Genomic DNA, 24,615 nt, shown 5'->3' with positions numbered 1-24,615 from the left:
GGCAGTGACAGTAGAGTCACGGATCGGTGCATTTTTTACACTGCTTAACCTGAATTTTTATTTTAACTATCTGACTTCCACTGTGTCTGGCTACGTCGACAGGGAAAACAAAATCCTTGCCTGTGACGCGCACCTTCCCCGTAAAGGCTTCATGCCTGTTTACCCTGAACACCCCTGGCTGGCCAGTCATTATTATCAGAAGGTTGTATTCCCCGAAGATCAAAAGCCATTTCTGGAAATTAATGTACTGAGCAATAATGACGACATTGATCCCCCTGACGGCATTCCAGAATGGGTTCATTTATACCAAACGCTTTCTAACAACCGTATGGATAAGCTGACTATCAAGATTCATGAGAACCACAACAACCTGCTAAAACTGATGGTCAGTGGAGATCAGGTTTCTGAAGAAATAAACCTGATTATTGATGCTGAAACGGATGTTCAATGGGATTTAGAAACCATCACAACCGTCTGCTCACACTTTGAAGAGGCTAAGGTTTACAGCCTCTTTCATAGAGAAACCTTAAAGGCTGTTAACCAGGCTATTGAAAACGCAATGTCGGGCAATACCACTGAAAGGATGGTTTTTTCCCCATCTTTAACCGATGTGTTAAACAGTCAGAAAGGTGCTGCGGTTATCGGCCTGAGTGGTAGCCAGAATAACCCGGCATCACGACTGGTTTACTCTGACCATGATCTTTTTAGCCACCATCAGGGCTTTTTACTGCTCACTGACTCCAGCCAGCATTCAGATGATCTGTTTTCACTGGCGCTCAGTACCACATCAGACAAACTGGCCATGGGTATTTCGGCACAAAAAATCTGGCAGCAGCATCATATCAAGGACCTTATGTCACTGCTTCAGATGGGAACCGGGCACTTATTTTATCATTCCATGAATACCCATCTGGCAAGGTCGTCTAATCTTGGGTCAGCTCCATCAACTCGACAGAGCCATTCTTTTAAAAACAGTCTGACCCGTGTTCCGGAATCGACAGAATTATCGAAACGTTCGATAGAGCCCGGTTTTTTCAGAGCATTAACCCATGTTTTCACAGAAATGATGAAAGCGGGTCAATCGTCTTTCCATAACGAACTGGACAGGCTGCATGTGAAATTTTTAAGCTCATTCGCTCTGTTCATGCTTGAGCCATCGGCTGATGGTGTCAGGTCATCGAAAAAAATACGACTGGATCGGAACTCCGGGCAGGACGCACAGTACTCAAAGGAGGATGTTTCAGCAGAAAGGGCAGTTGATGAACATATAAAATATGGTGATAAATTCATTCCGTTAAATGATGTGTTTGATAAAGGTCTTTTAAAAAAGGTCAATTGGGAAGTAGGTCAAGATCGCCGGTTGTTTGATGTGGATTTTATCAAAAATGAGATTGATAAAGCCCTTTTCCCTGATTTTTTATTGATACCTGACAATGATATTTTCGATCATATGGTTATTGATATTGTTAACAATAACCTACGGAATGTGATTAAATTGCATACCGAGGAAAAAGCGCTGACCTGTTATTTTGATAAAGATGGAAAGATAAAAGAAAAAGAAGCACTCAAGAGAGGTATTACTCACACCCGTTCGGAATCTGTTAAAGAACTATGCTGTCAGGCATTAGAAAAAATGGCAGATTCATTAAATTGGTCAGGTAATAAGGTTGAAAATATACAGTTTTATATAATACGCTATCCCCTAATGCACCCCGACAGGCTTGAAGGGCTCCGTCAGCCTATCAAAAATATTAAGAGTTTGAGATGGCATCGCGATCCGGGACAGGCAAGCCTCGTCGTACAGTTGAATGACAACGATGGTGAAATAGAATATTCAGGTGGTGGACTTGATATTGGAAGGTCTTCAATTCGCGGCAATCGTATGGATTCGCCTGATAAAGGGACGGAAGAAACACATGGTTATAAAATGAATAGCGGTTATGTTTTTACTAACGAGGAGAAATTGGTTCATCGGGGCGGAGATATAGACTTCAAATGCAGCAATGATAAGGAAAAAGTAGGAGAAAAATGTATCATTACTGCATTCGCTGATTACAAGTAAGTACTCAGCTATTTGGAATCGAATATTTCTGGCTTATTGGGCAGTTTATGAAATATCCGGGCTAGCCGTTTGAGAACCTGTCGCATAGTCTTACGGCAACATCGTACCTGAAAGCAATCCCAACACCACTGAACCAGGTATTTCAACGTCCAGCGTCGTACGTGGGTATGCCGCATGTATGGACTGCTGGAGCAGACAATCTTGTGTCTGCTGCCACTAAGTACCAGTCTGACAAACTCTGATTTTCTAACTGGGTGCGATTTAGTGCAACGGTTTCGCATTTTACTGCTACTCTTGCTGATGCTTGGAAACATCAACAAATACAGACGGCAGAGAGCTTCAAATGTGCAAAAACACAACACGTTGCCTGGTATGGAGCGCCATCACGTTTCTCACGAACTCTATTCGCAGCTTTCTTATGCATCGCCATGGCTTGATGCATATCCCCAGTTCTATGACTGGATTCAGGAGCCATTTAAGAGTGAGTAATCCAGCCAGACGGGTGACATTGATTTTATTTTTGACGGCGGTTCCATTGGCGGCAAGTGGAGGTACTGAAACACTCATTAATGTCAATGAAAATCCAGTAGGGACGACGATTTCGAACCAGGGAATAACCCGCCTATTAAAACCACAGACCCACCTTCTGGTACAACAGGACTCTTATACAATCGCACGACAGGTGTTAGGTTCACTGAGAACTTCAGCCATTCTTGTTGCTGTTTCCTTTTTACCCTATTACATGGCCGCCGCCAGCGAGGTGGTTGGCAAATACCCATCAAGAGGAAGCCGGTCTTATGTAGCCGATTTTTTCGCATCATCGGCAATGGCATTGGAGTCACAAGTCAGGGCATTCTTTACATTGCTCAACCTGTATTTTTATTCTAACTATCTGACCGGTACTGTGTCTGACTATGTTGGCAGGGAAAACAAAATCCTTGCCTGTGAATCGAACCTTCCCCGCAAAGGGTTCATGCCTGTCTACCCTGAACACCCCTGGCTGGCCAGTCATTATTATCAGCAGGTTGTATTCCCCGAAGATCAAAAGCCATTTCTGGAAATCAATCTACTGAAAAACAATCTACTGAAAAACAATGCCGACACTGAGCTCCCTGACGATATTCCAGAATGGGTTCATTTATATCAAACGCTTTCTGACAGCCGTCTGGATAAGCTGACTATCCAAATTCATGAGAACCATAATCACCTGCTAAAACTTATGGTCAGTGGTGAACAGGTTTCTGAGGAAATATACCTGACTATTGATGCTGAAACGGATGCTGAAACGGATGCTGAAACGGATGTTCAATGGGATTTAGAGACCATTACAAACGTCTGTTCACACTTTGAAGGGGCTAAGGTTTACAGCCTCTTTCATGGAGAAACCTTAAAGGCTGTTAACCGGGCCATTGAAAACGCAATGTCGGGCAATACCGCTGAAAGGGTGGTTTTTTCCCCATCGTTAACCGATGTTTTAAACAGTCAAAAAGGCGCTGCGGTTATCAGTCTGAGCAGTAGCCAGAATAACCCGGTATCACGATTGGTTTACTCTGACCATGATCTTTTTAGCCACCATCAGGGATTTTTACTGCTCACTGACTCAAGCCAGCATTCAGAAGATCTGTTTTCACTGGCGCTCAGTACCACATCAGACAAACTGGCTATGGGTCTTTCGTCACAAAAAACCTGGAGGCAAGATCATATCAACGACCTTATGTCATTACTTCAAATGGGAACCGGGCACTTATTATATCGCTCTATGAATACCCATCTGGCAAGAACGTCTAACCCTGGGTCAGCCCCATCACCTCAACAGAGCCATTCCTTTAAAAACAGCCTGCCCAATATTGGGGAATCGACAGAATTATCGAAAGGTCCGGTAGAGTCCGGTTTTTTGAGAGCATCAACCGATACTGTCCAAAAGATGATAAAAGCGGGTGAACTGTCTTTCCATAACGAACTGTACAAGCTGCATAGGGGATTTTTAAAATCATTCGCTCTGTTTATGCTTGAACCATCGGCTGATGATGCCAGTCAATCGAAAAAAATACGACTGGGTCAGACAAGGCACTCCAGACAGAGCGTTCAGGACTCAGAAGAGAGTGTTCCAGCAGATAGAGTCGATAGTGACACGGCCGGTAGTAGCCATTTCGCCACGTCATCGGTTTTAGGGGAAAGTACAATTGATGAACAAATAAAATTTGGAGATAAATTTATAAAGATAAATCAAGTATTTAACAAAGATCTTTTAAAAAAGGTCAACGGAGAAATAGGCAAAGATTGCCGATTATTTGATGTCGACTTTATCAAAGAAGGGTTTTTAGAATCCATGTCTGGTAAATATTTCAGAATGTCGGGAAATGATATTTTTGATCATGTAGCTCTGAAAATTGTTGGTGGTAACATATATAATGAAATTGAATTGAATTCCGAGGAAAAACGCCTGATCAGTCATTTTGATAAAGATGGCAGGATAAAAGAAAGAGAAGCCTTCAAGAAAGATATTATTTATACTCGTTCAGAAGCCGTTAAAGAGCTGTGTTGTCAGGCATTGGAAAAAATGGTTGTTTCATTAGGTTGGTCAGGTAATGAGGTTGAAAATATACAATTTTTAATAATGCGCTATCCCCTAATCCATCCTGACAGGTTTAAAGGGTTCTTAATGACTCCCAAAAATATGAAGGGTTTGCCTTGGAGTCGTGATCCGGCACAGGCAAGCCTGATCGTACAGCTGAATGACAACGATTGTGAAAGGGGATATTCAGGCGGTGGAGTTAATATTGGATGTCGTTCTTCATCTTTTTTTTCTTCAGCTTCATGGTTTGTCGATGGCCCACCTAAGGAAGGTACGGAAGAAGAGCATCTTCTTGAACAAAATAGGGGTTTAATTTATACCAACCGTGAGGGTTTAGTTCACAAGGAAGCAGACATAGACTGCGAATTCGGCAATGATGAAAAAAAAGTGGGAGAAAAACGCATCCTGCTTGTATTGGCTGGTTACCGGTAATCGATCAAAATACTTCTGGATCAGATAAGCTACCCCAGTCAGGGAGGCTTTTCAATTAATTGCAAATAAGCCTCCTGATCTACAATAATCCCCGCCAAACCAAAAAACTGGTCTGGCTGCCTTGTAACCTGCTGAAGCGGGAAAATAGAAAGTTTGGGAAATTTTAAAAATGAGTAATATGGTCAGACTGGTGACATTGATTTTATTTTTGACGGCGTTTTCATTGGCTGCAAATGGAAATACTGAAGCACTCATCCATGTCAATGAAAATCCAGTAGGTACGACGATTTCGAACCAGGGAATACCCCACTTATTAAAACCACAGACCCACCTTCTGGTACAACAGGATTCTTATACAATCGCACGACAGGTGTTAGATTCACTGCGCACTTCAGCCATTTTTGTTGTTATTGCATTTGTACCCTACTACATAGCCGCCGCCAGAGAAGTGGTTCTTAAACAGCAGTCAGGCAGCCACTCTTTTATAACGGATTTATTCGCAGCATCGGCAGTGACAGTGGAGTCAGGGATCGGTGCATTTTTTACACTGCTTAACCTGAATTTTTATTCTAATTATCTGACCTCCACTGTGTCTGACTACGTCGACAGGGAAAACAAAATCCTTGCCTGTGACTCACACCTTCTCCGCAAAGGATTTATGCCTGTCTACCCTGAGCACCCTTGGCTGGCCAGTCATTATTATCAGCAAGTTGTATTCCCCGAAGATCAAAAGCCATTTCTTGAAATCAATGTACTGAGCAACAATGACGACATTGATCTCCCTGATGACATTCCAGAATGGCTCCATTTATACCAAACGCTTTCTGACAACCGTATGGATAAGCTGACTATCCAGATTGATCAGAACCATAACAACCGGCTAAAACTGATGGTCAGTGGAGACCAGGTTTCTGAAGAAATAAACCTGCTTATTGATGCTGAAACGGATGTTCAATGGGATTTAGAAACCATCACAACCGTCTGCTCACACTTTGAAGAGGCTAAGGTTTACAGTCTCTTTCATGGAGAAACCTTAAAAGCTGTTAACCGGGCCATTGAAAATGCAATGTTGGGGAGTACCACTGAAAGGATGGTTTTTTCCCCATCGTTAACCGATGTTGTAAACAGTCAAAAAGGCGCTGCGGTTATCAGCCTGAGCAGTAGCCAGAATAACCCGGTATCACGACTGGTTTACTCCGACCATGATCTTTTTAGCCACCATCAGGGCTTTTTACTGCTCACTGACTCCAGCCAGCATTCAGAAGATCTGTTTTCACTGGCGCTCAGTACGACATCAGACAAACTGGCCATGGGTATTTCGGCACAAAAAATCTGGCAGCAGCATCATATCAAGGACCTTATGTCACTACTTCAGATGGGAACCGGGCACTTATTTTATCATTCCATGAATAGCCATCTGGCAAGGTCGTCTAGTGCTGGATCAGCCCCATCAACTCAGCAGAGCGATTCTTTTAAAAACAGTCTGAACAGTGTTCCGGAATCGACAGAATTATCGAACGGTTTGGTAAAGCCCGGTTTTTTGAGCGCATCAACCGATACTTCCAAAGAGGTGATAAAAGCGGATAAATGGTCTTTCCATAAAGAATTGTATAATCTGCATGAAAAATTTTTAAACCGATTTGCTCTGTTCATGCTTGAACCATCGGCTGATGGTGCCAGTCCATCGAAAAAAATACGACAGGATCAGACAAGGTACCCCAGGCAAAGCGCAGTCGATAAAAATATAAAATATGGTGATAAATTCATTCAGGTAAAAGATGTATTTGATGAAGGTGTTTTAGAAAAGGTCAACCGTGAAATAGACAAAGATCGTCGACTGTTTGATTTGGATCTTATCAATGAAGTGTTTGATAGTATCTTTTCAACTTTTGAAAAACAAATAGCTAAGAGTGATATCTTTGATTGCACATATATAAGATTTGAATCTTTTATAGAACCTGAAAATAGTAACATAGTGTATTCATATCTTTTGCATGGCTTAGACGGATATTTAGTCTGTCAATTTGATGAAAATGGCAAGATAAAAGCAAAAGAAGCATTCAAGAGGACTCTTCAAACCCGTTCGGAAGCTGTTAAAGAACTATGCTGCCAGGCATTGGAAAAAATGGCTGTTTTATTAGATTGGTCAGGTAATGAGGTTGCCAGGATAAAGATTTATATAAATCGCTATCCTCTATTCAATCCTGTCAGGTTTAAAGGTTTATCGTTCACTCCTCAGAATATTAAGAATATGCACTGGCATCGTGATCAAGAGGAGGGTAGCCTGGTCGTACAGCTGAATGAGCACGATTGTGAAACGGAATACTCAGGTGGTGGACTTGAGATTGCCCAGTGTTTAGCTTCTGATCCTTTTATGACCCCGCTTGAAGGTACGAAAGAAGAAAACCCTTATGAAAAAAATGGCGGATATGCTTTTACTAACGAAATGACTTTGATTCACCGTAGTCAAGATATAGAGTTTAAAGGCATCAATGATGAAAAAGAAGTGGCAGAAAAACGAATAATCGTTGTAGTGGGTAGTAAACTCCGTCCCTAAAGGAACGGGCTTGCAAAAGCCTCTCATTTTGAGATTGACTTGATAAAAGTACTGAGCACCGTGTCTTGATTTACATCCTCAACTTAATGACAGGATTCAGGAGTGATTTAAGAGTGATTAATCTAGCCAGACTAGTGACATTAATTTTATTTTTGACGGCACTTCCATTGGCGGCCAGTGGAGTGACTGAAACACTCATCCATGTCAATGAAAATCCAGTAGGTACGACGATTTCGAACCAGGGAATACCCCACTTATTAAAACCACAGACTCACCTTCTGGTACAACAGGATTCTTATACAATCGCACGACAGGTGTTAGATTCACTGCGCACTTCAGCCATTTTTGTTGTTATTGCATTTGTACCCTACTACATAGCCGCCGCCAGAGAAGTGGTTCTTAAACAGCAGTCAGGCAGCCACTCTTTTATAACGGATTTATTCGCAGCATCGGCAGTGACAGTGGAGTCAGGGATCGGTGCATTTTTTACACTGCTTAACCTGAATTTTTATTCTAATTATCTGACCTCCACTGTGTCTGACTACGTCGACAGGGAAAACAAAATCCTTGCCTGTGACTCACACCTTCTCCGCAAAGGATTTATGCCTGTCTACCCTGAGCACCCTTGGCTGGCCAGTCATTATTATCAGCAAGTTGTATTCCCCGAAGATCAAAAGCCATTTCTTGAAATCAATGTACTGAGCAACAATGACGACATTGATCTCCCTGATGACATTCCAGAATGGCTCCATTTATACCAAACGCTTTCTGACAACCGTATGGATAAGCTGACTATCCAGATTGATCAGAACCATAACAACCGGCTAAAACTGATGGTCAGTGGAGACCAGGTTTCTGAAGAAATAAACCTGCTTATTGATGCTGAAACGGATGTTCAATGGGATTTAGAAACCATCACAACCGTCTGCTCACACTTTGAAGAGGCTAAGGTTTACAGTCTCTTTCATGGAGAAACCTTAAAAGCTGTTAACCGGGCCATTGAAAATGCAATGTTGGGGAGTACCACTGAAAGGATGGTTTTTTTCCCCATCGTTAACCGATGTTGTAAACAGTCAAAAAGGCGCTGCGGTTATCAGCCTGAGCAGTAGCCAGAATAACCCGGTATCACGACTGGTTTACTCCGACCATGATCTTTTTAGCCACCATCAGGGCTTTTTACTGCTCACTGACTCCAGCCAGCATTCAGAAGATCTGTTTTCACTGGCGCTCAGTACGACATCAGACAAACTGGCCATGGGTATTTCGGCACAAAAAATCTGGCAGCAGCATCATATCAAGGACCTTATGTCACTACTTCAGATGGGAACCGGGCACTTATTTTATCATTCCATGAATAGCCATCTGGCAAGGTCGTCTAGTGCTGGATCAGCCCCATCAACTCAGCAGAGCGATTCTTTTAAAAACAGTCTGAACAGTGTTCCGGAATCGACAGAATTATCGAACGGTTTGGTAAAGCCCGGTTTTTTGAGCGCATCAACCGATACTTCCAAAGAGGTGATAAAAGCGGATAAATGGTCTTTCCATAAAGAATTGTATAATCTGCATGAAAAATTTTTAAACCGATTTGCTCTGTTCATGCTTGAACCATCGGCTGATGGTGCCAGTCCATCGAAAAAAATACGACAGGATCAGACAAGGTACCCCAGGCAAAGCGCAGTCGATAAAAATATAAAATATGGTGATAAATTCATTCAGGTAAAAGATGTATTTGATGAAGGTGTTTTAGAAAAGGTCAACCGTGAAATAGACAAAGATCGTCGACTGTTTGATTTGGATCTTATCAATGAAGTGTTTAATAGAATCGATACAAGTTGTAAAAATCAAATACCTAAGAATGATATCTTTGATTGCCCATATATAAGATTTGAATCTAGTAAAAGACATGAAGATAGTAACATAGTGTATTCATATCTTTTGCATGACGTAGGCAAATATTTAGTCTGTCAAGTTGATGAAGATGGCAAGATAAAAGCAAAAGAAGCATTCAAGAGGAATCTTCTAACCCGTTCGGAAGCTGTTAAAGAACTATGCTGCCAGGCATTGGAAAAAATGGCTGTTTTATTAGATTGGTCAGGTAATGAGGTTGACAGGATAAAGATTTTTATAAATCGCTATCCTCTATTCAATCCTGTCAGATTTAAAGGTTTATCGTTCACTCCTCAGAATATTAAGAATATGCACTGGCATCGTGATCAAAACGAGGGTAGTCTGGTCGTACAGCTGAATGAGCACGATTGTGAAACGGAATACTCAGGTGGTGGACTTGAAATTGCCCAGTGTTCAGATTCTTATCCTTTTATTATCCCGCTTGAAGGTACGGAAGAAAAAAAACCTTATAAAAAAAATGGCGGATATGCCTTTACTAACGACATGAGTTTGATTCACCGTAGTCAAGATATAGAGTTTAAAGGCATCAATGATGAAAAAGAAGTGGCAGAAAAACGAATAATCGTTGTAATGGGTAATAAAAGAAAAGCAGCAAAATAGACAATTCAGGAGCAGTCATTTTGATAAAAATGGCTGCTTAGATTGGTCAGATAATGATGCTCCAGCGTGGGAACGAGCCGTTGGTGTCTTGCAACAATCACAATCGGGCAGGGTAAGAAATAGCGAAAAGTCATTGCACATTCAAGCCAACACTGGAACTATTGGCTGGCCTAACAAAAATTAATGCAAAGGAAGTTTTTCTATGTCCGAGGGGGTTTTCAGACGGTGTGCTATCACCGCCAGTCTATTGGTTGCCTGCTTTAACGTGCAGGCAGAGGTCGTGAATGTCAGTGATGATCTGGCTCCGGAAGCAGCGACAGGGTTTGAAGAAAAGAGTCTGGTAAAGGCCAGCAAACACATGGTGGCAGCGGCCAATCCGCTGGCTGTCCAGGCAGGCGATGAGATTCTCAGAAAAGGCGGTTCGGCAGCGGATGCTGCGATTGCCGTTCAGCTGGTACTGAACCTGGTTGAACCACAGTCGTCTGGTATTGGCGGCGGTGCCTTTACTCTCTACTTCGACGCTGAAAAAAAACGTCTGATCACTCTGGATGGCCGGGAAACAGCTCCTGCAAAAGCAACACCGACCCTGTTTCAGGACGACACCGGCAAACCATTACAATTTTATGATGCCGTGGTTGGGGGGCGCTCGGTAGGTACGCCAGGTACCGTCAAACTGCTGGAAGAGATGCACCAGCGTTATGGTAAACGTCCATGGTCTGAGCTTTTCCAACCGGCCATTAAACTGGCGGAAGAAGGCTTTATGGTTTCTCCCAGACTGGCCAGCCTGATTGCCAAAGATCAGGAAAAACTCAGCCGTTATCCGGGCACCCGCCAATATTTCTTTGATAAAAAAGGACAACCGCTTCAGGCGGGAACGCTTCTGAAAAACCCTGAGTTTGCCAGAACCCTGAGGCTGATTGCCAGCGGTGGTTCAAAAGCCTTTTATAAAGGAGAGCTGGCAGACAAGATTGTCAAAACCGTCAGAAAAGCCGAGGGCAACCCCGGAGTGCTTTCAAGAAAGGATCTGAGAAACTATCGGGTAATAGAGCGTACGCCGGTATGTTCAGCCTATCGCCAATATTCTATTTGCGGCATGGGTCCTCCCAGCTCAGGGGCTACCACAGTGGGACAGATTCTGGGCATTCTGCAGTCGTATGACCTGGCCAGCCTGGGATCTGAGAATCCGGAGTCCTGGCGTCTGTTTGCCGGTGCATCAAGACTGGCTTTTGCAGACAGGGCCCGTTATCTGGCCGACAGTGACTATGTACCTGTACCTGTCCAGGGACTTCTGGATAGTCAATATCTGGCAGAAAGGGCTAGACAGCTTCAGTCCGACCAGCCTCTGAAGACCGTGAAAGCAGGCAACCCCGCCTGGCAGCACGCTTCGCTTCAGGCGGATGATCAGTCCATTGAACTGCCCTCTACCAGCCATATTTCCATTGTCGATGCCGAGGGTAACGCTCTGTCCATGACAACGACAATTGAGAACGGCTTTGGTTCCCGTTTGATGGTGGGCGGTTTCCTGCTGAACAATGAATTGACTGATTTCTCCTTTGCCAGTCATGACAATGGTACGCCTATTGCCAATCGTGTTGAACCTGGTAAAAGACCAAGGTCTTCTATGGCGCCTACTATTGTTATGAATAAAGAGGGAGATCCTTATATGGTGATCGGCTCACCCGGCGGTAGTCGTATTATCAGTTATGTTGCCAAAACTCTGGTTGCTCACATTGACTGGGGAATGGATATTCAGAAAGCTATTTCCCTGCCCCATCTGATCAATCCAATGGGTGTTTATGAGCTGGAGCAAGATAGCGATGCAGAGCTTATGAAGCCGGCGCTGGAAAAGCTCGGTTATCCCGTCAAGGTGAGGGAACTGAACAGTGGCCTGCACGGTATTGTGATAACCGAAGAAGGTCTTGAGGGCGGCGCTGATCCTCGACGTGAGGGAGTAGCGATGGGGATTTAGTGGCGGTCAATAATTGACCTTCCAGTTAGAGGATGGTTTAGGCTGAAACCCTGAACCATCCTCTCTTATTTTTGGAATAACGCTAATGCAGAAGCTGAAAACCCTGTTCTTGGGAACTACTGTTTTAATGTCGTCCATGTTGGCTCAGGCTGAGGCATCATTCCCGACCGTTGACGTCTACAAAATCCCTGCCTGCGGCTGTTGTACAGACTGGGCGAAACACATGGAAGAGCATGGCTTTAAGGTCAGGTTGCATGATGTACCCAGCACCGCCATGTTCCGTGCCAAGGGCGGTATTCCAACAGGAATGGAATCCTGCCACACGGCTTTTATTGGCGATTATGCCTTTGAAGGTCATATCCCGGCTGAAGACATCATACGTTTGCTGACTGAAAAGCCTGAAGGGGTGAATGGCCTGACGGTTCCGGGTATGCCCATGGGTTCACCCGGTATGGATTACGGCAACAGCAAAGAGCCTTATCAGGTGGTTAGTTTCACTGAGGATGGCAAGTTGAGTGTGTTTGCTACTCATTGACTTGTGTTTAACCCAAAGAAGCCCTTCTATGGGCTTCTTTGGATGATGAGATTGGAACGAGTTTATTGACACCGGTTTCTAAACTCGATGACGAGTAACGATATCATCTTCGACGCTGATAACCAGTCGCTTACCAAGAGCATGAAGCACTTCCTCTATGCTCTGGATTTTTGACCCGGCATTAGGATCAAGCAAAGTTCTGATAAACTTCTCATTCTTTCCAACCAGTGCTGCAAGCTCTGTTTTCTTATGACGCTTAGCCTTGTGCTCGTTGTAGATAGCAGCCTTGGCAGCAATAAGGGCAGACGGCGAAACTGGAAAGGTGTTAACGGCCAGCATGTCACCGGGAACAGGTAAAACTTCATCGTTTTCTATAGTGGTTGCAATCAGCTCATCAAGGCAGTCAGCAGCCTCGCCAAGAGCTTCTTCTATAGTTTCTCCATCGGTACAACCCCATCCGAAGTCGTAAAACTTCACTAGATAACGACCGTCTTCATCACAACTGACGGTAGCAGGATACTGTATTCTCATGGTTTTACCTCCGGGAGCTTTATAGCCCCTCTATATCACCCTTATTTAATCCGAGGTCTTCTAACATATTTTTCAAAAGCCCAGCCCCGATTTCTTTTTTTGGGTCTTTCAAGGTGGTCTTTCGATCTCCGTAATAAAGTGTCCCGTGAGACCCCTTTCCTCTCGCTTTAAGCAATTTGAGCTGTTCATCTCTTAGCCTTGCCAGTTTTTTAAGCTTCTTGAGTAGTTCGTTTCCGTTCATGCCTTTATTATAGGGCATATATGATCCGAAAAGGTCAATTATACGGTTTTTTTTATCCGAAAAAAGGTGGGAGGGACACCGGCTTAAGGTTAAAGAATTCCCCTCGAAGAGATTTTATTCAGAATCGGCGTCTTTTCCCTCAACCAACCGGTCAATGATAGGGCAGTCCGGCCTATCGTCCCCATGACAGCACTGGGTGAGCTGTTTCAGGCTCTTACGAATCACCTGCAGCTGACTGATCTTCTCCTCGACATCGACTATTTTTTGCAGGGCCAGTGATTTCACATCAGCACTTTTACGGTGCCTGTCATTGTAAAGTCCCAGAAGGTCTGAGCACTCTTTCAAAGTAAAACCCAATTCTCTGGCGTGGCTAATAAAAGACAGTTCTCGTAGGTGCGATTCATTATAATCACGGTAACCATTGTCTAAACGGTGAGCCGGTGAGATCAGCTCCAGACTTTCATAGTAACGAATGGTTTTGGCGGTCAGCCCGGTGGCCTGTGCTGCTTTGGAAATATTCATCACTCAGATCTCCCTGGCGGTGGGCCTGAACCGTCTCAGACGGTTGGCATTACTGACGACAGTGACCGATGACAGTGCCATGGCAGCGCCTGCAACCACCGGGTTAAGCAACATACCCGTGAGAGGATAAAGCACTCCGGCTGCAATGGGGATGCCCAGAGAGTTGTAGACGAAGGCGCCGAACAGGTTCTGCTTTATGTTTTTAAGGGTTGCCCTGGACAGCTCAACAGCATCAGCCAGTCCATGCAGCGAAGCGCGAATCAGGGTGATGTCGGCTGATTCAATGGCAACATCGGTGCCTGTGCCAATGGCAAAGCCAACGTCGGCACGGGCAAGGGCTGGAGCGTCGTTTATGCCGTCACCGGTCATGCCGATTTTATGTCCTTTTTCCTGCAACTGTCTGATATAGCTTTCCTTGTCTTCAGGCAGGGTTTCGGCCCTGAAGTCATCAATGCCTACCTGTTGAGCGACAGCAGCAGCCGTCAGCCTGTTGTCACCCGTCAGCATCATGACCCTGATGCCCAGTTTATGCAGCCTGTCGATAGCCGCTTTGGAGTCTTTTCTTATCGGGTCGGCCACCGCTATCAGCCCCGTCAGCTGTTGATCCACTGCCAGATACATGGGGGTTTTTCCCTGATTGGCCAGCGACGCTGAAATGGATGCCAGGGGCGTGACATCAATGTGATTAGCAGCCATCAGCTTGTCATTACCCAGCATCACAGACTTTTCGTTAACACGCCCGGTCACTCCCTGACCGGTCACCGCATGAAAATCCGATACCGGTGAAATTAACAACGACTGTTGTTTAGCCGAGCCGACAATAGCATCAGCCAGAGGATGTTCCGATGCGCTTTCAAGACTGGCGGCTATCTGCAGAATCTGGTTCCTTTCTTCCTCTGTGTCCGCTGTGGTGCTGATCCGATCGGTTACCTTGGGAACACCTTCAGTAATGGTTCCTGTTTTATCCAGCACGATCGTGGTCAATTGACTGGCCTGCTGCAAAGAATCCCCCTTGCGAATCAGCATACCCAGTTCCGCGGCCTTGCCAACACCAGCCATCACCGACATGGGCGTAGCCAGACCCAGGGCACAGGGGCAGGCGATAATCAAAACCGTGGTGGCGACGACCAATGCGTGAGCCAATGCCGGTGCAGGGCCGAATAAGAACCAAAGCGTGGCTGACAGAAGTGCGATGACCATCACAACGGGTACAAATATCGATGAGATCTGGTCGGCCATCCGGGCAATGGGCATTTTTGAGCCCTGGGCTTTTTTTACCAAGGCAATAATATGGGCCAGAGCCGTTTCGCTGCCGACTTTTTCTGCCCTGAACAGCAAACTGCCATTTTTATTCAGAGTCCCTGCTGAAACGTCGTCGTCTGGTGTTTTTTTCACGGCCAGTGGTTCGCCTGTGAGCATCGACTCATCCACCAGACTGCTGCCTTCCACGACGATGCCGTCTACTGCGATTTTTTCTCCAGGCCTGACTCTGACAATGTCGCCTTTTAAAACCTGATGTGTAGGAATATCCATTTCCTGTCCACTGCGCACGACTCTGGCTGTTTTTGACTGAAGCCCTAACAGTCGCTGAATCGCCTGACTGGTTTTGCCTTTGGCTCTTAACTCCAGGGCATGACCCAGATTGATAAGACCAATAATCATGGCACTGGCTTCAAAGTAAACATGGCGAGCGGCAAAAGGTAGCAGCTGAGGAAACAAGACGACGACCATAGAATAGAGCCAGGCTATGCCTGTGCCAGTGGCGATCAGAGTGTCCATGTTGGTGTTGCCATGCTTCAGGGATTTCCACATGCCGGTAAAGTAATGCCTGCCAGAGAACACCAGGATAAACAGCGTGGCAAGGCCGACAACCCCCCAGGCAAGTTGCTGAGAGGGCGTGTTGACGCTCATTTCACCGGTGACAACACCCCAGATCATCAGGGGAAAACCCAGGCTCAGGGCAATCGCCGTATGTTTTAGCAGGTGGCGATACTGTTTTTTATCTTCCTGCTCCTGGTTTGCCTGAATAGAACATTGTCGTTCAGAGTCGCAAGGCATCATTTCAGCTTCGAATCCGGCGGCTTTCACGGCTGAAATCAGAGAAGAAGGGTCGGCTCTGCCTTCGACCATGGCGGTTTTATCAGCAAAGTTAACACTGGCTTCATTCACGCCAGTCACAGCTTTCAGAGCCTTTTCAATTTTGCCCACACAACCGGCACAGTTGACTCCGGACAGGGCCAGCTGAATCTGTAGAGATTTCATGATCTTACTCTCGGAGATCAATTTTAAAGGGAAACTGAGCACAGGATAACCCTTACCCTGACTGGAAGGTAAATGGTTGTTTAGCAGCTATTTGTAACCAAGTGACCACAAAAATGATACAGGTCAATTTATGCAACGCCATTAATCTATTATGGTAACCAGTCACTCCCTCCTTGTTGATAAAAAGCAGTTTCCTATGAGCACACCCGAACACCTGTTTCCCAAGCATTTCTGGTGGGGCAGCGCGACTTCCGCTACCCAGTGTGAAGGCGCTTCCCGCGAAGGCGGCCGTGGCCCCAATGTCTGGGATTTCTGGTATGAAAAAGAACCTGAGAAGTTCCACCATCAGGTAGGCCCCTGCGAAGCCTCTACCTTCTACAAAAATTACAAAAATGATATTGCCCTGATGAAAGAGCTGGGGCACAACTCGTTTCGTACTTCCATCTCCTGGTCTCGCCTGATTCCAGCCGGAACCGGCGAGGTGAATCCCCAGGCCGTGGCTTTCTACAATGACATGATTGATGAATTGATCAGGCAGGGCATTGAACCGGTCATCAACCTGTTCCATTTTGACCTGCCCGTTCCGCTGGTGGAAAAGGGAGGCTGGGAATCCCGGGAAACGGTTGAGGCTTTTGCTGAATACGCTGAGAAATGTTTTGAACTCTTTGGTCACAAGGTAAATTATTGGTTTACCCAGAACGAACCCATTGTGCCAGTGGAAGCGGGTTATCTGAATGTCTATCACTGGCCCTGCGTCGTAGATTTTAAAAGGGCGGCACAAGTCGCTTACCACTCCATTCTGGCCAATGCCTGTGCTATTGAGCGTTATCGAAAAACCGGGCTGGCAGGAAAGATCGGTATCATCCTGAACCTTTCACCAACCTACGCTCGCAGTGATTCCCCTGAAGATCAGAAAGCGGCTCATATAGCCGATTTGTTCTGTACCAGGGCATTCCTCGATCCGGTCACCAAAGGAACTTACCCTCGTGAGCTGGTGGCGTTGCTGAAAGCGCACGGTCAGCTGCCAGACTATGACAAGGCAGATCTTGAGATTATTGCTGCCAACACCATTGATGTCCTGGGCTTTAATTACTATCAGCCCCGTCGAGTGAAAGCCAGGGAAGTAGCCCCCGCTGCCGATGCCCCGTTTGTTCCTGAGAATTTCTACGACTTTTACCAGATGCCCGGTCGCAAGATGAATGAACACCGTGGCTGGGAAATCTATGAGAAAGGGGTATACGACACCTTGCTTGATTTGCGGGATAACTACGACAACATTGAAGTCTATATCTCCGAGAATGGTATGGGTGTTGAAGGTGAGAAGCAATTTGAAGTCAATGGTCAGATACAGGACGACTATCGCATCGACTTTATCAGTGACCATCTGAAATGGATTCACAAAGCCTCCGAAGAAGGCTCCAGAGTTCGCGGCTATCACCTGTGGACGTTTATTGATTGCTGGTCCTGGCTGAATGCTTATAAAAACCGTTACGGTTTTGTCAGTCTGGATCTGGAAACTCAGGAGAGAACCATTAAGAAGAGCGGTCTCTGGTTCAGGGATGTCGCCCGCAATAATGGCTTTTAAGCCTGGCGTTTATGGTTAATGAAACCCCGGTTATCCGGGGTTTTTGTTACCCGTCGGTAGGGAAAATAATTCCCAGTGTTTTACGGGCTTGTGTGATGATTCGGTTAACTTCACGGGTTTTTGCCAATCCGGGATGATCAACGGTGTTGCCTTCAATCAATTCAGCAAAAGCAGCGGCTTCGTATTCCATCGTATTTTCTGCCTGCTTTCGGGTCAGTTTTTGCACCGGGTGGTCACGCGTTATCAGGCTGACACCTCTGCATTCAGAAATAAAGTCGATCAGTAAAGTGCCCTGTTCACCCTGAATTTCACTGGGAATATGCCCATCGCTGACTTTGGAGTGAGCAATCAGCACTTCGAAATCCTGATAATGAAGTGTCAGAGAACCTTCTGCGTCCACACCTGATTCCAGCAGGTTGCCGTTAGCGGTAAAGCTTTGTGGGGCTCCAAACAGCTCTACGGCGGCGCTCAGAGGATAAATGCCAATATCCATCAGAGAGCCATTGGCAAATGCGGGGTTAAAGGTATTGGGATTTTCTCCATCCAGATAGCGCTGGTAGCGTGATGAATACTGACAATATGAAAAGTAGGCTTTGCGCAGTTTACCCAGTTTTGGCAGGGTGTTTTTGCAGATTTCCATATTGGGCAAGTAACGGGTTTTCATAGCTTCAAACAAAACGACATTGTTTTGTTTGGCCAGTTCAATCAGTTGATCGACTTCCGTAACGTTTGAGGCAATCGGTTTTTCTGCGATGACATGTTTGCCCTGTTTCAGAAACAACCTGGCCTGAGGAGCATGAAGAGCATTAGGGCTGGCGATATAAACAGCATCAACATCCTTGTTAATGGCCATAGCTTCCAGATCGTCATAGCATTGGCTGACGCCATACTCAGCAGCAAATGCCCGGGCGGTTTCCAGTTGGCGGGAGTAAACCGCCTGCAAAAGGAGTTTGCCCGTTGCCTGCGCGGCCTTACAAAAATCGTGGCTGATCCAGTTGGTTCCTATGACGGCAAAGCGAATCATGGCTGTTTCTCTGTGAGGTAAAGTTCGTTGAAGTAAGCCGCTACGCGGCAAAAAAATCACAGTATTGTCTAATAACTCCTGATACCACACCAATTCTGATATGCCTGAATAACAGGAATGCTTATTCGTTATAGCGAAATTATTGAAAACCAGCTTGACTTAATGCATTTTCATAATAGTCAAACCAGAGTGTACTCCAACCCATTTGCTGACATAGATCGAGAAGATCATATTCATCATTGATATTGTTGTCTGTTATTATTTCATGTGTGTCTTTATTTATAATCAGACCATTCCAAATCATGTTCACCAAGTTTGGATATACTGACTGGCGGCGAATATGATGAAACTCAGAGGTTCTTTTTATTAGTTTAAAACCTGTGAGTTCATCACAAACTATATTGAACTGTTTTATTCTGCTTTTCTTTAATTCTCTCTTTACACTCGTTATGTATTCATTATATCTAAGGCGATAAACTTCAGCAGAATCTGAGTCTCTTACAGATTTCCCTATATTTTCAGATAGTCGGAGATAATCTCTTCTCTGATTAGAGATTGGACTATCAATTATTTCATTAAGTCGATAAATTACAGCCGAGTAGTTTATACAAATAACACCCCCAAAATTAACTTTATCACCTGAAGGTATTCCGTCTACAAAGTAGCTAGATGTTGCTTTATCTGTCCTCCATATTTGAAAAAGATATTCTTCATTTATCCATACCTTGCCAGTCCCATCCACAAGAGTACCATTTGTCCAAGCGTTTAGTGTACCTTGTGCTGATGTTTTATTAAGATTGTTGCCAATATTATTTTCTAGATCAAAGTTAGGTTTGCTATTTTTGAATAAAATCGTTAATTCACTGCCTCTTTTATTATTTTGCATGCTTTAACATCCTTTCATAGAGGCTATTTAATACCTCTGTAGCTTTTTTTGCATCGGAATGCTGGCTTTTTTCAGGATTTATCTTCTTTATTATCTTGTTTCTCCAAGCCTTAGCTTTTTTCTTATCTTTGTAGAAAGAAGGTGCTATTTTTAATGCATTTATCTGAGCCTCACCAGTTAATACTGCTAGATAATAAATTAATTCACTCTCCTCACTTAAAAAATAATCGGACTGATAGCCTGAAGGGGCGTTCAAGCTATCATGATTTAAATCAAGCTTATCTAAAAGTTCAATAACAGAAGAAATGATGGTTTTTTGTTTGTCTTCATTTATATTAAAAATTAAATCATCTGACAGAGAATGATCTGGTTCATTTTGTTTTTCCATTTCCATTTAAACCTCAATTTAAAGTTGTACGTACTATACCACATTAATTCTGATGTGTCTGAATAGCAAGAATACCAAACATTAATTCAACCGAAAAAAAAGTTCGAAGAGCTTTACCAAAGACGGCTCGCTGCACTCAAGCTACAAGGTGAAAATAGTGGCTGATACAGTTGGTTCCTATGACGGGAAAACGAATCATGACTTCTTTCTCTGTCAGGTAAAAACGGCAGGCTATTCTCGTTCAGGCTTTTGGTGAGTGCCAGCGTATTTTGCTGGCTAAAGAGCATCGAGCCAATTTAGCTCAATAGATCCACGATGGCTTTACCTACGCCGTGTGCGCTGGCTGGGTTTTGACCTGTGATCACGCGGGTATCGACAATCACCAACTCTTGCCATGGTTGGACTTTAGAGTAGCGTGCTGCGCTACGTGCCAGAGACTCTTCCAATAGGAATGGGATGTCGTTTATGGTACCGAAGTCGATTTCCTCTTCGCGACTGAAACCCGTCACCGACTTAGACGCAAGCAGCTTTTCGCCATTGCTTAGTGTGATAGGCAGAAGGGCACCCGGACCATGACAAACGGCTGCCACAATACCGCCATCTTCATAATGTTTTGCGGAGATGTTTGCGAAATCTTCGTTGCTCGCCAAGTCAGAGAGAAGACCAAAACCACCTGGATAGAAGACCGCATCGTAGCTGTCACCGTTGATTTGTGATACTGGAATGGTGTTGTTGATGCGGTTCTGGAAATCATCATCAGCTAAGATGCTCGTGTTTACCGCATCACCTTCAATGTTTGTTCCATACAGTGGTGCTTGCCCGCCTTTGATGGAAGCAATGTCGTAATCGAAGCCAGCACCCAGTAATTCGCTGAGCGCGTGAGTTAGCTCTGGTGCGTAAGTTCCGTTTGCCTGGTCGGTTTCACCAAGAGTTGCATGGTTCGTCACAATAATGAGTACTTTCTTCATAATGGTTTCCTTATTGGCTTGCGTGTATTTGTTGTACACCTTCATAGTAATTGCTAAACAAATGAGCAACAATGCAATTAATCGACAAAACATTATTGCCATATAGCAAAGGTGAGTATGGACAGTTTTGAAGGCATCAATGAGTTTGTTACGGTTGCTGAGAGCTTAGGGTTTTCTGCAGCAGCGAAACAATTGGGCTGCAGCACCAGTCACGTCAGCCGCCAGGTCACAAGATTAGAAGAGCGGTTAGGCGTTGCCTTGTTAGCGCGTTCGACACGAATGGTGAGCTTAACAGCAGCAGGGCAGGCGTATTATCAGCAGTGCAAAGAGCTAGTGATTGGGCTTCAACAAGCCAATGAGCAACTCACCACACAGCAAACTCAATTGAGTGGCACATTACGAGTGAGTGCGGCTGGTGCGTTTTCTGAAAACCACGTTGCCCCTGCCTTGATGACGTTCGCCAAACAACATCCCAATCTCACGGTAGAAATCAACTTCAATACCAGCATAGTGAACTTTATTGAAGAGGGTTGTGATTTTGCCATTCGTTACGGAAAATTAAGTGATTCAGGCCTGGTCGCAAGAAAGCTGGTGGATCGACCAATGGCAGCTGCTGCCAGTCAGGGTTACATTGATGAGCATGGTTTACCGACTCACCCTGAGCAGCTCAAGCGTCACAGTTGCATCATCGCCAACAAAAACGTTTGGTTGTTTGAAAAAGATGGCAAGCCGTTAGATGGAGTGAAAGTGCAAGGCAGATGGAAGAGCAATAATGCCCACACTGTTTTGCAAGCCTGTGCAGAAGGGTTAGGCGTGGCATATCTACCAAAGAGCAGCTTTAACGATGCTATCTCGTCTGGTCGTTTGGTTCCAATTCTTAAGCCCTATTGGGGAAGCGGTAATAGTAGTTGGATTGTGTATCAGAATCGTCATTTTCTGCCACTAAGAGCGAGATTGGTTATCGATTTTTTACTCGACCACTTTGCGGATTGGCAGGGGTGATCAGGTGATATGGCAAATCCTGAACAATCCTCATCAGTTCTAGCTGGGAAAAGTGACTGTCCCCTCGCACCACCTAAGCAACCTCGAACAGAGGAAGCACCAAGAGGTGTCAGTGCAGGCAGGAAGGTTGCTGTCTTTGACAAAAATGAATCTTTATTCCTTAGTTTGCCCGACGTACCAACATTTAAGATTATCCGCCATTTGAGTTTTCGGGAGATTATTGGTTTAGCAAAGGTATGCTCACATTTTCACCAATTTATTAAAACCAATAAAACGGTGGAAAAAATCTGGTATCGCCGGTTTCCTGCTCCACACCAATATCAACTCAAGACTATCGCTACGGCAAAAAATGATGAGCAAAAACTCCGTAACTGGTTGCAGCCGTTTGCCAATGAAAACACTAGGGAGCGGGACTGATCCTTCGAGGAAGTGATTTTCCACATAGAGAATGGCGGCCTGCTGGATGACATTGCCCACCCTAACCAGCAAACCTATTCGCATCAGCGGATTTTTGTGGTGAATGTACAAGGTTACGTCTGGCTGGTGCCTTACGTGGAAAGTAAGCAGGAGATCTTTTTAAAAACACTGATTCCCAGCCGCAAACTTACCAGCAATTCCCGCTGTTTTTTTAAGCCTTTGAGCCGCATAGCCTCCAGCGCACTCAAAAAAAAACACTTCGCAGACTTTTTAGCTCTATATTGAAGGCATGAAAACACTGTCGTACTTTTGTGATCACAGCCATGCCCAAAGTCAGCAAACACCTTAACGCAGCAAACCTAATCGATCAGGTTTGCAAGTGCCTTGATGAGATTCCAGATCACCGGCCTAACCATTGCCCTAATGGGATTCCCTTTCCCAACTTTGCAAAATCCGCTTTTGCCATGATGCATCAGAAGTACGATTCCCTTCTGACCTTTGACTCTGACCGTGCCGACCCGGTTATTCTTCATAACCTGGCGACTATGTATCACGTCCAAGATCAGAAAGTACCCTGTGATACACGCATGAGAGAAGTGCTTGATCCCATTGAGCCTGCACAGTTTCGCAAGCCCTTCAAGAAGTTATTCTCCCTGATTCAGCGTAACAAGCTTCTTAAAGCCTTCGAGTACCAGTGTGGTGACTTGAAAGACTGGTACCTGATGCCGGTTGATGGCACCGGCCTCTTCTACTCAGGTAAATGCCGATGCCAAGAGTGTTGTGTAAAAAACAAGGGGAAACCCAATGAAGCTTACTACCACAACTTATTGGGCGGCTGTATTGTTCACCCGGATCAAAAAGTCGTCATGCCCTTTGCCCCAGAGGCGATTGTTCAACAGGACGGCGACAACAAGAATGACTGCGAACAGAATGCCATCAAGCGCTACCTGGCGCACGTCAAGAGAGAGCACCCTCATTTAAAACTGGTCATACTCCTGGATGGGCTTTTTGCTGACAATCCTACTATTGAGTTGATCAAGAGCTATGGCTGGCACTTCATCATTGTGGCTAAAGATGGCAACCACAAATCCCTTATCGAGGCGATGGATGCGCTGTGTGACCAGGAACAGCTCAGTTATCATAAAATCATTGATGAAGAGCAAGGAACCAGGCACTGGTTTCGTTTCGCTAATGATGTACCGCTGAATGCCTCCAAGTTGACCCAAAATGTCAATGTCCTTGATTACGTGGAGACAGACAGTGAAGGCAAACGCCACACCTGGTGCTGGGTCACAGATATTGAGTTAACCAAAGATACCGTTGAAGCTGTCATGAGAGGAGGTCGTTGCCGCTGGCACATCGAGAACCAAACGTTTAACACCCTGAAAAACCAAGGCTACAGCCTTGAACACAACTATGGTCACGGGAAGCAGCACCTGGCAACCAACCTGGCTTACCTGACGTTCCTGGCCTTCATGGTTGATCAAATCCAGGAAATGGCCAGCCCGGAATTCAAAAAGGCGCTGAAGGAGCGAGCGAGGGGCGTCCGAACGTACCTATGGAAGGTGATTACACGGGTATTCCTGTCCTGGATGCTCGAAGGTTGGGATGAATTGTTCGATGCGCTCATATATGGCATAAAGCCTGGTAGGGTTCAAATTAACACTTCATAGAAAAGTAATGTAGCCAAGGTTTTCAGGGGACAATAGTACTTGTTAATGTACCTGGGGTGCAGGGTTTTTGCTGGCCGCTAACTCCTGAGCACGAATTTGAATAAAATACTTACATTGTCGTATTAAGTGCGGGAATCGCTGCAAACTTACCCGTGACTATTTGGGAGATTGAACATGAAAAAAACCACACTGGATAACGAGGAACAGACGCTGCTCGATGCCCTTGAACAAGGTGAGTATGAATCCGTGATGACGCCCGAGCGCAAGGCAATGCTGGAAGCAGCGGCCAGTCAGACCTTTAAAAAGGATAAGCGTATTAATATCCGCATTTCCCAACATGACCTGATGGCAATTCAGTCACGGGCCCAGCGGGAAGGGATTCCATACCAGACACTAGTGTCCAGTATTATCCATAAGTACCTGTCCGGCGCTTTGCGGGACGTTTCAACGCAGCCTTGAACAGTCACTGAACCCCGCC

At 45.1% G+C, this 24,615-nt stretch carries 24 protein-coding genes; 13 read left to right on the top strand and 11 right to left on the bottom strand.

All coding sequences use genetic code 11. The features are described 5' to 3' along the window. Window positions 1–16: 16 nt before the first annotated feature. The gene (locus tag K7B67_RS22705; protein ID WP_252178117.1) at window positions 17–301 is read right to left on the bottom strand and encodes a hypothetical protein; all 285 of its coding nucleotides are present in this window, start codon (window positions 299–301) and stop codon (window positions 17–19) included. Window positions 302–382: 81 nt separating this feature from the next. On the opposite strand from K7B67_RS22705, the gene K7B67_RS22700 reads away from it, so the two are divergent. Both K7B67_RS22700 and K7B67_RS22695 read left to right on the top strand, forming a co-directional pair. Then, window positions 383–2,062 (top strand): hypothetical protein, encoded by a 1,680-nt coding sequence (locus tag K7B67_RS22700; RefSeq protein WP_252178116.1) that lies wholly within the window; start codon window positions 383–385, stop codon window positions 2,060–2,062. Window positions 2,063–3,281: 1,219 nt separating this feature from the next. Then, on the top strand, window positions 3,282–5,069 hold the full coding sequence (locus tag K7B67_RS22695; protein WP_252178115.1) for a hypothetical protein: 1,788 nt from the start codon (window positions 3,282–3,284) through the stop codon (window positions 5,067–5,069). A gap of 51 nt (window positions 5,070–5,120) precedes the next feature. Here K7B67_RS22695 and K7B67_RS22690 read toward each other — a convergent pair whose 3' ends face one another. After that, a complete protein-coding gene (locus K7B67_RS22690) occupies window positions 5,121–5,324 on the bottom strand; it encodes a hypothetical protein (protein WP_252178114.1) in 204 nt (67 codons plus the stop codon). Window positions 5,325–5,703: 379 nt separating this feature from the next. Continuing rightward, a complete protein-coding gene (locus tag K7B67_RS22685; RefSeq protein WP_252178113.1) occupies window positions 5,704–5,877 on the bottom strand; it encodes a hypothetical protein in 174 nt (57 codons plus the stop codon). Between the two features lie 27 nt (window positions 5,878–5,904). Here K7B67_RS22685 and K7B67_RS22680 point away from each other — a divergent pair, with 27 nt between their 5' ends. The 5 genes from K7B67_RS22680 to K7B67_RS22660 all read left to right on the top strand — a co-directional run bounded on the left by K7B67_RS22680 (window position 5,905) and on the right by K7B67_RS22660 (window position 12,638). Next, window positions 5,905–7,626, top strand: coding sequence for a hypothetical protein (locus tag K7B67_RS22680; RefSeq protein ID WP_252178112.1), 1,722 nt, complete (start codon window positions 5,905–5,907; stop codon window positions 7,624–7,626). Window positions 7,627–7,808: 182 nt separating this feature from the next. After that, complete coding sequence (locus K7B67_RS22675; RefSeq protein WP_252178111.1) at window positions 7,809–8,735, top strand: hypothetical protein; 927 nt, start codon at window positions 7,809–7,811, stop codon at window positions 8,733–8,735. Next, the gene (locus tag K7B67_RS22670; RefSeq protein WP_252178110.1) at window positions 8,626–10,134 is read left to right on the top strand and encodes a hypothetical protein; all 1,509 of its coding nucleotides are present in this window, start codon (window positions 8,626–8,628) and stop codon (window positions 10,132–10,134) included. The genes K7B67_RS22675 and K7B67_RS22670 overlap by 110 nt, the downstream gene beginning before the upstream one ends. 202 nt (window positions 10,135–10,336) lie before the next feature. Continuing rightward, complete coding sequence (ggt, locus tag K7B67_RS22665; protein WP_252178109.1) at window positions 10,337–12,103, top strand: gamma-glutamyltransferase; 1,767 nt, start codon at window positions 10,337–10,339, stop codon at window positions 12,101–12,103. An 85-nt stretch (window positions 12,104–12,188) separates the two neighbouring features. Next, window positions 12,189–12,638, top strand: a complete 450-nt coding sequence (locus tag K7B67_RS22660; protein ID WP_252178108.1) for a DUF411 domain-containing protein — start codon at window positions 12,189–12,191, stop codon at window positions 12,636–12,638. A gap of 78 nt (window positions 12,639–12,716) precedes the next feature. Here K7B67_RS22660 and K7B67_RS22655 read toward each other — a convergent pair whose 3' ends face one another. The 4 genes from K7B67_RS22655 to K7B67_RS22640 all read right to left on the bottom strand — a co-directional run bounded on the left by K7B67_RS22655 (window position 12,717) and on the right by K7B67_RS22640 (window position 16,194). After that, the gene (locus tag K7B67_RS22655) at window positions 12,717–13,169 is read right to left on the bottom strand and encodes a type II toxin-antitoxin system HicB family antitoxin (RefSeq protein ID WP_252178107.1); all 453 of its coding nucleotides are present in this window, start codon (window positions 13,167–13,169) and stop codon (window positions 12,717–12,719) included. A 19-nt stretch (window positions 13,170–13,188) separates the two neighbouring features. Beyond that, on the bottom strand, window positions 13,189–13,428 hold the full coding sequence (locus K7B67_RS22650) for a type II toxin-antitoxin system HicA family toxin (RefSeq protein ID WP_252178106.1): 240 nt from the start codon (window positions 13,426–13,428) through the stop codon (window positions 13,189–13,191). A 96-nt stretch (window positions 13,429–13,524) separates the two neighbouring features. Next, window positions 13,525–13,932 (bottom strand): Cu(I)-responsive transcriptional regulator, encoded by a 408-nt coding sequence (gene cueR, locus K7B67_RS22645; protein WP_252178105.1) that lies wholly within the window; start codon window positions 13,930–13,932, stop codon window positions 13,525–13,527. 3 nt (window positions 13,933–13,935) lie between these two features. Continuing rightward, window positions 13,936–16,194, bottom strand: a complete 2,259-nt coding sequence (locus K7B67_RS22640) for a heavy metal translocating P-type ATPase (RefSeq protein ID WP_252178104.1) — start codon at window positions 16,192–16,194, stop codon at window positions 13,936–13,938. A gap of 196 nt (window positions 16,195–16,390) precedes the next feature. On the opposite strand from K7B67_RS22640, the gene K7B67_RS22635 reads away from it, so the two are divergent. Next, on the top strand, window positions 16,391–17,779 hold the full coding sequence (locus K7B67_RS22635; RefSeq protein WP_252178103.1) for a glycoside hydrolase family 1 protein: 1,389 nt from the start codon (window positions 16,391–16,393) through the stop codon (window positions 17,777–17,779). Window positions 17,780–17,825: 46 nt separating this feature from the next. Here K7B67_RS22635 and K7B67_RS22630 read toward each other — a convergent pair whose 3' ends face one another. The 4 genes from K7B67_RS22630 to K7B67_RS22615 all read right to left on the bottom strand — a co-directional run bounded on the left by K7B67_RS22630 (window position 17,826) and on the right by K7B67_RS22615 (window position 21,045). Then, the gene (locus K7B67_RS22630) at window positions 17,826–18,803 is read right to left on the bottom strand and encodes a Gfo/Idh/MocA family oxidoreductase (protein ID WP_252178102.1); all 978 of its coding nucleotides are present in this window, start codon (window positions 18,801–18,803) and stop codon (window positions 17,826–17,828) included. Window positions 18,804–18,942: 139 nt separating this feature from the next. Further along, entirely contained in the window at window positions 18,943–19,689 is a 747-nt protein-coding gene (locus tag K7B67_RS22625) for a hypothetical protein (RefSeq protein ID WP_252178101.1), read from the bottom strand. Beyond that, the gene (locus tag K7B67_RS22620; RefSeq protein WP_252178100.1) at window positions 19,679–20,083 is read right to left on the bottom strand and encodes a hypothetical protein; all 405 of its coding nucleotides are present in this window, start codon (window positions 20,081–20,083) and stop codon (window positions 19,679–19,681) included. The genes K7B67_RS22625 and K7B67_RS22620 overlap by 11 nt, the downstream gene beginning before the upstream one ends. Window positions 20,084–20,373: 290 nt before the next feature. After that, window positions 20,374–21,045, bottom strand: a complete 672-nt coding sequence (locus K7B67_RS22615; protein ID WP_252178099.1) for a type 1 glutamine amidotransferase domain-containing protein — start codon at window positions 21,043–21,045, stop codon at window positions 20,374–20,376. Window positions 21,046–21,162: 117 nt separating this feature from the next. On the opposite strand from K7B67_RS22615, the gene K7B67_RS22610 reads away from it, so the two are divergent. From K7B67_RS22610 to K7B67_RS22590, 5 genes are all read left to right on the top strand, one after another. Continuing rightward, on the top strand, window positions 21,163–22,047 hold the full coding sequence (locus K7B67_RS22610; RefSeq protein ID WP_252178098.1) for a LysR family transcriptional regulator: 885 nt from the start codon (window positions 21,163–21,165) through the stop codon (window positions 22,045–22,047). Between the two features lie 9 nt (window positions 22,048–22,056). After that, a complete protein-coding gene (locus K7B67_RS22605) occupies window positions 22,057–22,464 on the top strand; it encodes an F-box protein (protein ID WP_252178097.1) in 408 nt (135 codons plus the stop codon). 12 nt (window positions 22,465–22,476) lie between these two features. Beyond that, on the top strand, window positions 22,477–22,749 hold the full coding sequence (locus K7B67_RS22600; RefSeq protein WP_252178096.1) for a hypothetical protein: 273 nt from the start codon (window positions 22,477–22,479) through the stop codon (window positions 22,747–22,749). Between the two features lie 38 nt (window positions 22,750–22,787). Further along, window positions 22,788–24,137 (top strand): transposase, encoded by a 1,350-nt coding sequence (locus K7B67_RS22595; protein WP_252178095.1) that lies wholly within the window; start codon window positions 22,788–22,790, stop codon window positions 24,135–24,137. A 174-nt stretch (window positions 24,138–24,311) separates the two neighbouring features. Continuing rightward, a complete protein-coding gene (locus K7B67_RS22590; protein ID WP_252178094.1) occupies window positions 24,312–24,596 on the top strand; it encodes a CopG family antitoxin in 285 nt (94 codons plus the stop codon). Window positions 24,597–24,615 lie beyond the last annotated feature (19 nt).

This window comes from Endozoicomonas sp. 4G (assembly GCF_023822025.1).
Taxonomy (GTDB): Bacteria; Pseudomonadota; Gammaproteobacteria; order Pseudomonadales; family Endozoicomonadaceae; genus Endozoicomonas_A.
This window is presented reverse-complemented; position numbering and strand designations above follow the sequence as displayed.